Raw genomic sequence first — 14472 nt, 5'->3', positions numbered from 1 at the left:
AAAGGCATAAAAAAAGCCTGCCTTCTATAAAAAGGTAGACGTAGGTGTCTAGTTTTTTATAGAGGGTGTAAGCTAGTAACCTCTTAGTTTATTGAATATACAAATGATAATATAATCAAATTGTAAAAGCAAGTTTAGTATATGGTATGATTGACATGAAATTAACGAAAGAAGAGCGAATAAACATATGATTATAATGATAGATAACCACGATTCTTTTACATATAACATTATCGAGTATATTAATATACTGACAAAAAATGAACAAATAAAAATATTGAAATCTGAAGAGGCAAATTGTGATGTTGTACGTGCAATCAATCCAGATGCTATGATCATTTCACCTGGCCCTGGTCATCCAGATGATTATGTACAGTTAAAGGCGTTTCTTCAATCTATTTATACAGATATACCCATATTAGGTGTATGTCTTGGCTTTCAATTATTGATATCTACTTTTGGTGGCAAAGTCGTAAAAGGTCCACGTCCTGTTCATGGGCATACAGCAACGATTAAACATGATGGGAAAGGTATTTTTGAAGGATTGCCTGAATCATTTGAAGTGGCAAGATATCATTCTTTAATAGCAGATAAACACCATATACCTGAAGGGTTTACGGTTTCAGCATGGTTAGAAGAAGGTATTCCAATGGCTATACGACATCAACATTTACCTATTGAAGCGGTTCAGTATCATCCGGAAGCAATATTAAGTGAATATGGATTAGAACAAATTGCGAATTTCTTAGTAAAGGCAGGTGTAGAGATTGAAGACACATATACAATTTAAGTATATTTCAGACAGTCAAAAAGAAGAGAAATTAGATTATAAATTTGAGAATCCAATTGTCATTAAATATGCAAGAACGATTGAAGAAGTATCAGAGCTTGTGCATGAAGCGGAGCGCTATCAAAAAGAAGGATACTATGTTGTCATGACTTTACCATATGAAAGTGCAGCAGCTTTTGATTCAGCGTTAAATGTTTATAAAGCGTTACATCATTATGGAAATATTCAAGTATTCGAACAACCTGTCTCACACTTTAATGATAAAACGCAACATACATATATAAATGAACATATTGAATGGCGAAGAACAGATTCAGATGAACGTTTAGCAAACAATATACATGCTATTCAAGATGAAATTAGACTAGGAAATACGTATCAAGTTAATTATACGACACAACTTGAATCAGAACCGATTCGTCATGGATATGAATATTACCAATCACTTACAGAGGATGCTAATGGAGATTATCAAGCATATATTGAACTTGAAGATGAAACGATTATATCCATTTCACCAGAACTTTTCTTTCAATATGGTCCTTATCAACAGATGCCAAATATAGTATTAACGAAACCTATGAAAGGTACAATTTCGAGAGGGAATCATAAAGCAGAAGATCAAGCAAATTATGAACGACTAAAGCATTCTCAAAAAGATAGAGCAGAAAATGTCATGATTGTAGATTTACTTAGAAATGATTTGAGTAAAATTTCTGAAGTTGGTACGGTTAATGCCATTGATTTATTTAAAATCGAACCTTATCAAACGGTATATCAAATGACTAGCACGATTCGAAGTCAATTGAAATCACAACAATCATTATTTCATATACTTCAAGCATTGTTCCCATGTGGTTCGATAACAGGTGCTCCAAAAGAATCAACGATGGCCATTATCAAACGACTAGAGAATAGACCAAGAGGCATATATTGTGGAACGATAGGTTTGTTGTTACCTGATAACAGAATGATTTTTAATGTTCCAATCAGAACGATACATTCAAATTCAGAAAGAGCAGTTTATGGCGTTGGAGCTGGTATCACAATAGATTCAAATGCTGAAGCTGAAATTGAGGAATTCAAAATGAAATCTAAAATATTAGAAAGCAGACATGTAAATCTTATTGAAACGATGAGATTAGAAAATGGAAAAGTCCAAAGACGTCACGAACATACGCACAGAATTTCTACGAGTGCTAAAGCGTTAAATATTCGATTTAATAAAGACGAATGGGAAACTATGCTTAACGACATGGTTAATACTTATGTGGATGGCACATATAAATTAAGAGTTGAATTAAATTCGGATGGTACATTTAATGCTGAAACTTCACCAATAGTCGATTCAACTCAATCTTTAACAGCTCAGTTGTTACCGAGTACACCAGTTTCTTCTATTTATACGATACACAAAACAACTGAACGTCATCATTTTCAACATAATCATGATACAGATGTCATATTGTATTATAATGGAGAGAATGAAATAACAGAATTTGATATTGGTAATGTCGTTATTAAAATAGGTGATGCATATATCACACCTCCATATCATGGACAATTTTTAAATGGTTGTATGAGGCAAGCGTTATTAGAAGATAACCTTATCGAAGAAAAAAATATTACTGTGGAAAAGTTAATCAAAGATATCGAAAATTCAAATTGTGAAATATACATGATTAATAGTTTGCGAGAATGGACAAAAATAGATTTAAAATTATGATGGTAATATAAAGATACAAATAGTAAAATAGTAAACATCATATAAGGACGGGTGAAAATAGATGTTCTTAACATTATTATATTTAGTAATAGTGATTGTTATTGCATTCTACTTAAAGCGCATCGTTTTAAGTGAATTGAGAAAAGAAAAAAATAAGCAAAGTTTTGCGTATTTATATATTGGATTTGCCGTTGCAATTGTTTTTGTAGGCTTATTTGTAAATCAATTAACACATGTATTTATTGATTTAACAGATGTATTTTATCGTAAATAATGATGCTTTATATATAGCAGAATAGAATGAGGTGTCTTAAATGCGCATATATCCTAAGGGCGATTCTGCATTAACTGTAATGAGCGATCGTGAACCTTCGAGACAGTTAACGCATGAAATTAATGAATTTAGATTAGAAATATTGGGTCAAGATATGCCTTTTATAGATGAGGTTATACCTAGTGAAAATAGTTTAATGGTTGTGTATCATCCTTATAGCATGATGATGAACCATGATATCAATGAGCCATTTAAATATATGACTGAATTTGTAGAACGTATTATTTATCAGAAAAAGCAAGACATTAATGATAGAGAAGTTACAAAGGAATCGATTATGATAGATGTCATTGTAGGTGGCGAATATGGTCCGGATTTTGATACGTTAACGGACTTGTCTGAAGAAGAACAAAGACAAGTGTTAGAATCTAGAACGTATTTTGTTTCAATGATAGGTCATACTCCAGGATGTCCTTATTTATCTGGTTTAAGTCATCGATTGCATTCAGGTAATGCACAGTTCAAACAATTTATCCCTAAAGGATCATTGTGTATTGAAAGAGATAAATTATTTATTACGACAACTGATACAAGTGGTGAGTGGCCAGTCATTGGTTGGACGAATGTTGAAATATACGATAGACAAAATAATATTTGTAAGCTTAATTTTGGTGATGATGTCATCTTAAATATTGTAGATCAACTACAAAGCAAGGATGGAGGGTATAAGCCATGTCATTAATTATTCGAGAAGCTGGACTATACTCTTCGATTCAAGATTTAGGAAGGCAAAAACAACAACATATTGGCATTGTTAAAAATGGTTCAATCGATCAATTAAACCATAGACTCGCTAATATGCTTGTAGGTAATGAAGAAGGCGAAGCTTTAATCGAAATGACGATTAAGTTGCCGTCTATCCAATTTACAGAACCAACTTTAATCGCATTTACAGGAGCTAACTTCCCAGCATTTGTAGATGGTAAGAAAATAGCACCATATAAAATTCATTTGCTGGATAAAGGTGAAGTATTAAAGTTTGCTGAAGCTTCAAAAGGTACGAGAGGTTATTTAGCAATTGCAGGTGGTATTGTTGCTGAAGAATGGTTAGGTTCAAAATCTACAAGTATCCGTTTAGAAATGGGTGGCTACCACGGTCGTACTTTACAAGCAGGCGATGAAATTGAAATGTGCCGTAACTACACACCTTTACAAAAAAAGCTATTTGAAAATCTAGAAGATAGCAAAACAGCTTCATGGGGCGTTGACCAATATACATTAGCGTTAAATTATTTAACAGATATATTCCATGTTATATCGGGAGAAGGTATGACACACTTTAATGAAGCGGAAATCAAACATCTAGAGAGTCAAGTTTATAAAGTATCTAATCGCTTTAACCGAACAGGATTAACATTAGAAGGGAACTCCGTTATTAATCGTAGAATCGTCGATCAATCATTTTTAAGTGTTAAAAAAGGTACTGTTCTATTAAATGAAGGGAATCAACCGGTCGTAATGTTGAATGATCATCAATCATTATCGAGCTATCCTCAAATTGGAACAATTGCTTCTTATCATATCGATAAATTAGCACAAAAAAAGCAAGGTTCAAAACTCATCTTTAAGAAATTAACAATACAAGAAGCGGAACGCAATATGAGAAAACATGCTCAATTCGTTAAACAAATAAAAACCGGCATTAGATATAAATTAAATGAAGAATTAAACAAATAAATTACATGTGTGAATTGTGTCTATTGTGTGCACTTTTTACACATTTCTTATTTCTATTTTAGGTTTTTAGTTGAAATTTATTGTAAAATAGTATAAATTATAATACTGTACATTAAATATTACAAGAATATTACAACCTTCAATAATATGTAATGAAATAATAATGAAAATTGATATGAGTTGAGATACGGAGGAACAGTATGAAAACTAAAAATAGGAAGATAGGCGTCTTTACATTCTTCTTGCTAACGATTTTAGCAATTTCACTAAAGACTTATTTTGCCTATTATGTAGATTTGTCACTCGGGGTTAAGGGACTCGTACAGAATTTAATTTTATTAATGAACCCATACAGCTTGATTGCGCTAATATTGAGCGTATTCTTATTCTTTAAGGGAAGAAAGTCGTTCTGGTTTATTTTTATCGCTGGATTTGTACTATCGTTCTTACTATATGCGAACGTCGTGTACTTTAGATTCTTTTCAGATTTCTTAACATTTAGTACTTTGAATCAAGTAAGTAACGTAGAATCAATGTCTGGTGCAGTATATAGTTCATTCTCTTGGTACGATTTTATATATTTCACAGATACGATTATTTTCTTATTTGTGTTGATCTTTAAGAGAAATAATTTATCAGTTAAAGCATTTCCTAAGAAATTTGTCCCAGTTGTTATGGGTGTAGCTGTAGCACTGTTTTTCTTAAACTTAGCATTTGCTGAATCAGATAGACCAGAATTATTAACACGTACATTTGACCATAAATATTTAGTTAAATATTTAGGACCATATAACTTTACAGTTTACGACGGGGTTAAAACGATTCAAAATAATTCACAAAAAGCATTAGCAAGTGAAGATGATTTAACACAAGTTAAAAATTATACAAAACAGAAGTATCAAGAACCTAACAAAGAAACATTTGGTATCGCTAAAGACAAGAACGTTATTAAAATTCACTTAGAAAGTTTCCAATCTTTCTTAATTGACTTCAAAGTTAATGGTGAAGAAGTAACGCCTTATTTAAACTCTTTAGCTAAAGGTGATAAAGGTTACAAATACTATCCAAACTTCTTCCATCAAACGGGACAAGGTAAAACAGCCGATTCAGAATTAACGATGGATAATAGTATTTTCGGTTTACCACAAGGTTCAGCATTCTCGTTAAAAGGTGACAACACTTATCAATCACTACCAGCAATTTTAAATCAACAAGGCGGCTATGAAACATCAGTTATGCATGGTGATTACAAAACATTCTGGAACAGAGATCAAGTGTACAAGCATTTTGGTGTAGATAAGTTCTATGATGCAACTTATTATGATATGCAACAAAAAAATCTTGAAAACTTAGGCTTAAAAGATGAAGTATTCTTTGATGAATCCATTGCACATCTAAAAGAACAAAAAGAACCATTCTATTCTCATTTAATTACGTTGACTAACCATTACCCATTCACATTGAGTAAAGAAGACGCAACGATAGAGAAACCAGATACAGGTAGTGCAACTCTAGATGGATACATTCAAACAGCTCGTTATTTAGATGAATCATTAGAAAAATTCATGACAGAACTTAAAAAAGAAGGTTTATATGATGATTCAGTAATCATCATTTACGGAGACCACTATGGTATTTCTGAAAACCATAATAAAGCAATGGCTAATTTACTTGGTGAAGATGAAATCACACCAGCTAAATTCATGGACTTAAACAGAACACCATTCTTTATGAAAGTGCCAGGTCTTAAAGGTGGCGTCGATGAAACATACGGTGGCCAAACTGATGTAATGCCTACACTATTAGATGTATTAGGTATTAAATCAAACAACTACATTATGTTTGGTACAGACTTATTAGCTAAAGGACACGATCAAACAGTTGCATTTAGAAATGGTGATTTTATAACGCCAGAATATAAATCAATCGGTAGCACTGTGTACGATAATAAGACTAATAAACCTATGAAGACGAAACCTAAAGATTTAGAAGAAAATAAAAATAACGTCGAAAAAGAACTCGAATTATCAGATCAGTTATTACACGGAGACTTATTCAGATTCTATGATAACCCTGACTTCAAGAAAGTTAAGCCATCAAACTATGAATACAAATCCGGTAACGGCTATCAAGAAAAATAATTATGAGTATATGAGTACCACAAAATCATGAGATTTTGTGGTACTTTTTTGTGTTGGAAATGGGGGTTGTGGGGTGGTGACTGGGAAAAGTACTTTTTAATATGGATTATGAGATAGAAGATGATGTGGGCGATACAGGATATAGGGTGGAGAAGTATGATTTAGTAGGAGATGTGAGTTTAAGAGGTAGTAAACCCACATCTTTTCAAAAATATAAAATGATTATATAGAAATGAACACTTTTGATTATTTAAAAAACTCCAAGTCATAGCTTAACGCCTGAATAAAGCCAAGAGATAGCCCAAGTCGTAGCTTAACTTCCTAATAAAGCCAAGAGATAGCCTAAGTCGTAGCTTAACTTCCTAATAAAGCCAAGAGATAGCGCAAGTCATGGCTTAACGCCTAACTTAAGCCAAGAGATGGTCCAAGTCGTAGCTTAACTTTCTAATAAAGCCAAGAGATAGCCCAAGTCGTAGCTTAACTCCAACTTAAGCCAAGAGATTCCCAACATCGACATCTCCAAAATCATCAACAGCTCCAATTTATCCAATATCCACAACCCCCACATATCCACAACCCCCACATATCCCACAACACTCGCACACCAACACATTAAACAATGAAAAAATCCCAATCGTCCTCACGATTGGGATTTCTATTCTATCTAACCTAAAGCGACGTCTAGTATCATCATTATTGTGAATCCACCCATTAATCCTAATGTTGCTAAGTCAGTGTTATTACCTGACTGTGATTCGGGGATGAGTTCTTCTACAACGACAAATATCATTGCGCCGGCTGCGAATGCTAATGCATATGGTAATACTGGTGTTGCAATGACAACTAGTAATGCACCTAACATTGCGAATACAGGTTCTACTAAAGCGGAAGCTTGACCATAGTTAAATGACTTCCATCTTGATAAACCTGATGCACGGATTGGCATCGAGAGTGCTGCGCCTTCTGGAATGTTTTGTATACCGATACCGATTGCTAATCCAAGTGCGCCTAATAATGTTGCGCCTTCATTTCCAGTTGCAACACCTCCGAAAGCAACACCGATAGCCATACCTTCTGGAATGTTATGCAATGTGATTGCTAAAAACAGCAAAGTGTTTTTTCCTAATTTAGTATCTGGTCCTTCTACTCGCTGACTTTTATCAACTGCATTTTGGTGTGCGTGAGGTATGACAAAGTCTAATAGTCTAATAAACAATCCGCCTAAAAGAAAGCCGATTGCTGCTGGTAACCAAGGCATTGCTGAATGTGAACTTTGTTCTATAGAAGGTTGTAATAAAGACCAAAAACTAGCTGCAATCATGACACCTGCAGCAAATCCTTGCATTGTATTGATAACTTTTGTGTCTATATTTTTGAACAAGTAAACGAACGATGCACCGAATGCTGTTAACAGCCATGTGATGATACCTGCGAATAATGCTTGCAAGTATGGTGGTAGTTCTGTAAAAATCTGTTGCATAGTTTTTGCTCCTTCATATCTTTTGTGTGAAAAAAAGTGTATAATATATTAATTGAAAACTGAGAATACTAAAGGATGTTAATTCATGGAAGCATATAAAATTGAAAAACTTAATAAGCAATATGGTGACAAAATTATTTTTGATGATTTAGATTTATCCATTTCTTACAAAGAACGCATTGGTTTAGTTGGAATCAATGGAACAGGGAAAAGTACTTTGCTTAAAGTTATTGCAAATATTGATGATGATTATGATGCGAAGACATCTTATCCTAACCAATATCAAATTGCATATGCAAGCCAAAAGCCTGAACTTGATGAATCTTTAACTGTAATCGATGAAGTATTAAATAACGAAACTGAAATGACGAAAGTGATTTCTAAATATGAAAATGCTTTAAATCAATATCAACAGACTGGTGAATCTAAAGATTTAGATCTTATGATGAAATATCAATCTGATATGGATAGATTAAATGCATGGGATTACAGTGCAGACGTTAAAACTATTCTATCAAAACTAGGTATAAATGACTATCTTAAAAAAATAGCTACATTAAGTGGTGGACAGAAAAAAAGAGTTGCACTAGCAAAAGAATTAATACGTAAACCAGATTTATTATTATTAGATGAACCGACAAACCATTTAGACATTGAAGGAATTGAATGGCTTGTTAACTATATTAAACAATATCCCCATACAATCATGTTTGTTACACATGATCGTCATTTCTTAAATCAAGTTTCTACAAGAATTGTTGAACTTTCAAATGGTAAACTCACAAGTTATCCAGGTAATTATGAAGCGTATATTGAAGCAAGAGCTGAAAAAGAAGAAATTGAAGCACAACAACATGTTAAAAAGAAAGCGCTGTATAAACAAGAATTGCATTGGATGAGACAAGGTGCTAAAGCTAGATCAACGAAACAACAAGCGAGAATTCAAAGGTTTAATACGTTAGAAGAAGATTTATCAAATAGAAAAACACAAGGTGAAGCAAGTTTAAATTTAGCCCATTCACGCCTTGGTAAACAAGTATTTGAGTTAGACGATATTTCTAAATCTGTTGGAGATAGAAAGTTATTTGAACACTTTACAACGATTATTCAAAAAGGCGATAGAATTGGTATTGTTGGAGAAAACGGTGCAGGTAAAACAACATTACTCAATATTATTAGTGGGTTAGATCAAACTTTTGAAGGTAATCTCATTACTGGTCAAACTGTAAAAATTGCTTATTTTAAACAGCAAGATGAAAGTTTAACTTCAGATAAGAGAATGATTGATTATCTAAGAGAAGAAAGTGAGGTTGCTAAAGAAAAAGATGGCACAGTTGTATCTGTTACGCAGTTGTTAGAAAGATTTCTATTCCCAAGTCAAACGCATGGCACTCAAATTAATAAATTATCAGGTGGAGAACAAAAACGTTTATATTTATTAAAACTATTAGTTCACGAACCAAATGTATTAATTCTTGATGAGCCAACAAACGATTTAGATACTGAAACTTTAACAATATTAGAAGCTTATATTAATGAGTTCGGTGGAACAGTTATAACGGTAAGTCACGATAGATACTTCTTAAATAAAGTGGCCAATAAATATTGGTATATCCATGATCAACAAATCGAACCTATGCTAGGTACATTTGAAGACTATTTAGAATATAAAAGAGAGCTTGAGAAAAAAGCAACACAACAACATAAAGAAGTTCAAAAAACAGAAACGAAACCTAAGACTTCTGCTAGATTATCGTTCAAAGAAAAGCGTGAACTAGAACAACTCGAGAAAAATATCGAATATATAGAAACAAGATTAGAAGAAATTGACCAAGAAATGGTTGAACATGCTACAAATTATGAAAAATTAAATGAACTCGCAAATGAAAAGACATCAATTGAAACGCAATATGAAGAAGATTATATGCGTTGGTCATCCTTATCAGACAGATTATAAGCGTATAGAGGTGTATATATAGATGCAAAATATTTTAAAAGAGTATTTCGGATATCAACAATTTAGAGATGGACAGAAAGAAATTATTGATAAAGTTATTGATCATCGTCCCACTTTAGGTGTTATGCCAACAGGTGGCGGTAAATCGATTTGTTATCAAGTACCAGGTCTATATTTAGATGGATTAACGATTGTGATTAGTCCATTGATTTCATTAATGAAAGACCAAGTTGATAGCTTGAGATCGATGGGTATCAAAGCTGAATTTTTAAACAGTACTTTAACAGCCAAAGAGAAAAAAAGAGTAGAGAATGAACTTGTCTCAGGACAGTTGAAATTTCTATATATTGCACCTGAAAGATTTAATCAACCACAGTTTATACAAATGTTGAACAAATGTAATGTACAGCTCATCGCATTTGATGAAGCACATTGTATTTCGAAGTGGGGACATGATTTTAGACCAAGTTATCAAGAAGTGATCACACATGTTATGAGCTTGCCTCATCATTTTAGATTGGTGGCATTAACAGCAACAGCTACTAAAGAAGTACAAGAAGATATTTCTCAAAAATTAGGAATTGCTGAAAGTGATATTGTTGAAACGTCTATTAAACGTGAGAACTTAACGTTTAAAGTGAACAATACATATCAGAGACTTAATTTTGTTAAAGATTATGTGAAGAAAAATATTCATCAATCAGGAATTATTTATTGTTCTACTAGAAAACAAGTTGAACAATTAAGTGAAACATTTGATGATTTAGAAATTAAAAATGTGATGTATCATGCAGGATTACCAAAAGATGAAAGAGAACGTGCACAACGTAAATTCATTGAAGATGATATCAAATTAGCAATTGCAACAAATGCTTTTGGTATGGGGATTGATAAATCAAACGTTAGATTCGTGATTCATTATAATATGCCTCAAGATATCGAATCATATTATCAAGAGGCTGGTCGTGCTGGTCGTGATCAGTTAGACAGTGAATGTATCTTATTATTCTCAGACCGTGATATAGACCTTCAAAAATTCTTCATTTCTTCAAGTTCGGCAGACGATGAATACAAAGAAAAGCAAGGCGAAAAGCTTCGACAAATGATTCAATATACGAAGACGACTAAATGTTTAGAAGCGATGATGATTCATTACTTTAATCCTGATGAAAAATTAGAAGAGTGTGGCAGATGTTCTAGTTGTTTACAATCAGAAAAATCCTATAACATGACAACTGAAGCACAAAAAATATTAAGTTGTATCGCAAGGTTAAAACAAAAAGAAAAACGTAATATGATTATTCAAGTATTAAGAGGGGAACAAACACCTCAAATAACATCTTTAGGATATGATGAACTCAGTACTTATGGCATTTTAAAAGATTATACGACGAATGAATGTCATCATTTACTAGATGAATTGCGTTATAAAGGCTATTTAAATGAACATAAAGAAATATTAAGTGTTGACCAAGATGCAATGGATGTATTGCGTGGAAAAGTTGAAATTATGACAACGCCATTTAAATCTAAGCCGAAAGAAATAGTTGATATCCAAACGATTATAGATGTTGATAGATCTTTATTTGATCGATTAATAGAAGTTAGAAAAGATTTAAGTAAAGAATTAGAAGTTTCACCACTTTCTATATTTTCTGACCAAATTTTAGAGCAATTTGCTAAACGATTACCTGAATCTAAAAAAGAAATGATTTTAATAGACGGTATTGGAAGTTATAAATTGAAACACTATTGTCCGATATTTATTGAAACCATTAAAAATTATAAACAACCCATTTAAGAAGAATAGGCATTTTATTGTGAAATTAGGGTAAATAATATAGAAGAAATTCTAGCACTGATAAAAAAGAGGAATGTGGTGTCTATTAATGATTAAGTTTGAAGCTGTTTCAAAGATATACGGGGATAAGAAAGCAGTAGATAATGTAAGTTTTAATATTAATGAAGGTGAATTTTTTGTACTTATAGGACCTTCTGGGTGCGGAAAGACTACAACACTTAAAATGATCAACAGGTTAATACCTTTATCAGAAGGATTTATATATTTTAACGATAAACCAATAAGTGATTATGATGTTGCGGAGATGCGATGGGATATTGGGTATGTTCTTCAACAAATCGCACTTTTCCCGCATATGACGATTAAAGAAAATATTGCGCAAGTACCAGAGATGAAGAAATGGAAAAAGAAAGATATTGCAAATAGAGTAGATGAATTACTTACTATGGTTGGTTTAGATCCTGAAACATATCGGGATAGATATCCAAGTGAGCTATCTGGAGGACAACAACAACGTATTGGCGTTATTCGAGCACTTGCTTCCGATCCGCCAGTTGTCTTAATGGATGAACCATTTAGTGCACTAGATCCAATTAGTAGAAAGAATCTACAAGATGATTTACTTGAACTTCAATCGCAAATTAAAAAAACAATCGTCTTTGTAACGCATGATATTGAAGAAGCCATGAAAATGGGAGACCGTATTTGCTTATTGAACCAAGGACATGTGGAGCAAATTGGAACGACAGAAGACTTTATTCATCGCCCTAAGAATGATTTCGTAAAATCATTTATTGGTAATGTGGATGCGCATGTATTGAAACAAGTGAAGTTAGGTGATATTGCGCAACCAATTTCAGAAGTAAATACGCAATCTATTGATCAATATCCTAAAGTATCACCAGATCAAACGATTGACGATATATATGGATTATTAGCAGAACACGAAGCGATTGTGATGGATTCAGAAAATGCAGCACCAAGCCATATTGTGACAAGACAATATGTGTTTAGTTATTTAGCAGAAAAGAATAGAGGTGTTTCTTCATGAATGCCTTAATCGAAACACTTTCAAGCCGTAAAGGGCAACTTTTAGAAACGTTAATTGAACATATTCAATTATCATTTATTGCACTTTTAATCGCAGTCGTAATCGCAGTTCCGTTAGGTATATTGCTGACAAAGACTAAAAAGCTAGCCGAAGTTATTATTAACATTGCAGCTGTATTACAAACAATACCATCTCTTGCTTTACTAGGTTTAATGATTCCGTTATTTGGTATAGGGCGTATACCGGCAATTATTGCACTTGTTATATACGCGTTATTACCGATATTAAGGAATACATATACCGGTATTAAAGAAGTAGACCCTTCATTGATTGAAGCGGCACGTGGTATAGGTATGAAGACTGGTAGAAGATTGTCTAAAGTTGAGTTACCACTTGCAATGCCAGTTATGATGGCTGGTATTCGAACAGCTATGGTATTAATTATTGGTACAGCAACATTAGCGGCTTTAATAGGTGCTGGTGGTCTAGGGGATTTAATATTATTAGGTATTGATCGAAATAATACATCTCTTATATTACTAGGCGCAATTCCTGCAGCTATTTTAGCAATTTTCTTTGATGTATTTTTAAGAATTTTAGAAAGAATTTCATACAAAAAATCTTTAATTATACTTGGAACAATATTAGTCATATTCTTATTATCTGTGACGATACCTTTATTTGCTCAAAAAGGTGATAAAATTACTTTAGCAGGTAAGTTAGGATCTGAACCAGAAGTTATCACTAATATGTATAAGATTTTAATTGAAGAAGAAACTGACAACACTGTTGAAGTTAAAGCAGGTATGGGTAAGACTTCCTTCCTATTTAATGCATTAAAGTCTGACGAAATAGATGGATATTTAGAATTCACAGGTACAGTTCTAGGTGAGTTAACGAAAGAAACACCTAAATCAACAACTGAGAAAGAAGTATATAATCAAGCTAATAATAGCCTTGATAAAAAGTTTGATATGCAATTACTTGAACCGATGAAATATAATAATACGTATGCTTTAGCAGTTAAAAAAGAATATGCTGAAAAGCATAATATTAAAACTATTTCAGATTTAAGTAAGGTTGAAGATGAAATACGACCTGGTTTCACTTTAGAGTTTAATGACCGTGAAGATGGTTACAAAGGTATTCAAAAGAAATATGATTTAAACTTTAAAGATGTTAAAACAATGGAACCTAAATTAAGATATCAAGCGCTTGAAAGTAATGATATTGATTTAATCGATGCATATTCAACAGATGCAGAGCTTAAAGAATATGGCATGGTTGTCTTAGAAGATGACAAAAAATTATTCCCACCATACCAAGGTGCACCACTTATGAAAAAAGAAACAATTAAAGAGCATCCAGATGTGGTGAAAGCTATGAATAAATTAAAAGGCAAAATATCTGATGAAGAAATGCAAGAAATGAATTATAGAGTTACAATCAAGGATGAAGATGCTTATCAAGTCGCGAAAGAATATTTACAGAAGAATGACTTGATTGATTAAATAC

11 protein-coding genes are annotated in these 14472 nt (G+C 32.7%); 10 read left to right on the top strand and 1 reads right to left on the bottom strand.

The genetic code is table 11. The features are described from left to right. Positions 1 to 187 precede the first annotated feature (187 nt). From LQ622_RS06605 to ltaS, 6 genes are all read left to right on the top strand, one after another. Complete coding sequence (locus LQ622_RS06605; RefSeq protein ID WP_204173358.1) at positions 188 to 790, top strand: anthranilate synthase component II; 603 nt, start codon at positions 188 to 190, stop codon at positions 788 to 790. Further along, complete coding sequence (locus tag LQ622_RS06600) at positions 768 to 2516, top strand: bifunctional chorismate-binding protein/class IV aminotransferase (protein WP_239762204.1); 1749 nt, start codon at positions 768 to 770, stop codon at positions 2514 to 2516. The genes LQ622_RS06605 and LQ622_RS06600 overlap by 23 nt, the downstream gene beginning before the upstream one ends. 61 nt (positions 2517 to 2577) lie before the next feature. Continuing rightward, a complete protein-coding gene (locus LQ622_RS06595) occupies positions 2578 to 2790 on the top strand; it encodes a hypothetical protein (RefSeq protein ID WP_025904760.1) in 213 nt (70 codons plus the stop codon). Positions 2791 to 2830: 40 nt separating this feature from the next. Then, a complete protein-coding gene (locus LQ622_RS06590) occupies positions 2831 to 3532 on the top strand; it encodes a carboxyltransferase domain-containing protein (protein WP_239762205.1) in 702 nt (233 codons plus the stop codon). Further along, on the top strand, positions 3523 to 4527 hold the full coding sequence (locus LQ622_RS06585) for a 5-oxoprolinase subunit C family protein (RefSeq protein WP_239762206.1): 1005 nt from the start codon (positions 3523 to 3525) through the stop codon (positions 4525 to 4527). Before LQ622_RS06590 ends, LQ622_RS06585 begins: the two co-directional genes overlap by 10 nt. A gap of 200 nt (positions 4528 to 4727) precedes the next feature. Next, entirely contained in the window at positions 4728 to 6668 is a 1941-nt protein-coding gene (gene ltaS, locus LQ622_RS06580) for a polyglycerol-phosphate lipoteichoic acid synthase LtaS (protein ID WP_025904763.1), read from the top strand. A 664-nt stretch (positions 6669 to 7332) separates the two neighbouring features. On the opposite strand, the gene LQ622_RS06575 is transcribed toward ltaS, so the two are convergent. Further along, positions 7333 to 8148, bottom strand: coding sequence for a ZIP family metal transporter (locus tag LQ622_RS06575; RefSeq protein WP_037588700.1), 816 nt, complete (start codon positions 8146 to 8148; stop codon positions 7333 to 7335). Positions 8149 to 8233: 85 nt separating this feature from the next. Here LQ622_RS06575 and LQ622_RS06570 point away from each other — a divergent pair, with 85 nt between their 5' ends. From LQ622_RS06570 to LQ622_RS06555, 4 genes are all read left to right on the top strand, one after another. Next, a complete protein-coding gene (locus LQ622_RS06570) occupies positions 8234 to 10105 on the top strand; it encodes an ABC-F family ATP-binding cassette domain-containing protein (RefSeq protein ID WP_107576943.1) in 1872 nt (623 codons plus the stop codon). 22 nt (positions 10106 to 10127) lie between these two features. After that, the gene (gene recQ / locus LQ622_RS06565) at positions 10128 to 11906 is read left to right on the top strand and encodes a DNA helicase RecQ (protein WP_239774827.1); all 1779 of its coding nucleotides are present in this window, start codon (positions 10128 to 10130) and stop codon (positions 11904 to 11906) included. An 88-nt stretch (positions 11907 to 11994) separates the two neighbouring features. Beyond that, positions 11995 to 12957, top strand: coding sequence for an ABC transporter ATP-binding protein (locus LQ622_RS06560; RefSeq protein ID WP_191836349.1), 963 nt, complete (start codon positions 11995 to 11997; stop codon positions 12955 to 12957). Continuing rightward, positions 12954 to 14468, top strand: a complete 1515-nt coding sequence (locus LQ622_RS06555) for an ABC transporter permease/substrate-binding protein (RefSeq protein ID WP_037588706.1) — start codon at positions 12954 to 12956, stop codon at positions 14466 to 14468. Before LQ622_RS06560 ends, LQ622_RS06555 begins: the two co-directional genes overlap by 4 nt. Positions 14469 to 14472 lie beyond the last annotated feature (4 nt).

The sequence above is a fragment of the Mammaliicoccus sp. N-M50 genome (assembly GCF_022386995.1).
Lineage (GTDB): Bacteria > Bacillota > Bacilli > Staphylococcales > Staphylococcaceae > Mammaliicoccus > Mammaliicoccus sciuri_A.
The sequence above is the reverse complement of the archived record's forward strand: the minus strand, read 5'-3'. Positions and strand labels throughout refer to the sequence as shown.

Coding starts and splice junctions, on each gene's coding strand:
- LQ622_RS06595 (WP_025904760.1), top strand. CDS start 2,578: ATGTTCTTAACATTATTATATTTAGTAATAGTGATTGTTATTGCATTC.
- LQ622_RS06560 (WP_191836349.1), top strand. CDS start 11,995: ATGATTAAGTTTGAAGCTGTTTCAAAGATATACGGGGATAAGAAAGCA.
- LQ622_RS06575 (WP_037588700.1), bottom strand. CDS start 8,148: ATGCAACAGATTTTTACAGAACTACCACCATACTTGCAAGCATTATTC.
- LQ622_RS06585 (WP_239762206.1), top strand. CDS start 3,523: ATGTCATTAATTATTCGAGAAGCTGGACTATACTCTTCGATTCAAGAT.
- LQ622_RS06605 (WP_204173358.1), top strand. CDS start 188: ATGATTATAATGATAGATAACCACGATTCTTTTACATATAACATTATC.
- recQ (WP_239774827.1), top strand. CDS start 10,128: ATGCAAAATATTTTAAAAGAGTATTTCGGATATCAACAATTTAGAGAT.
- LQ622_RS06590 (WP_239762205.1), top strand. CDS start 2,831: ATGCGCATATATCCTAAGGGCGATTCTGCATTAACTGTAATGAGCGAT.
- LQ622_RS06570 (WP_107576943.1), top strand. CDS start 8,234: ATGGAAGCATATAAAATTGAAAAACTTAATAAGCAATATGGTGACAAA.
- LQ622_RS06555 (WP_037588706.1), top strand. CDS start 12,954: ATGAATGCCTTAATCGAAACACTTTCAAGCCGTAAAGGGCAACTTTTA.
- ltaS (WP_025904763.1), top strand. CDS start 4,728: ATGAAAACTAAAAATAGGAAGATAGGCGTCTTTACATTCTTCTTGCTA.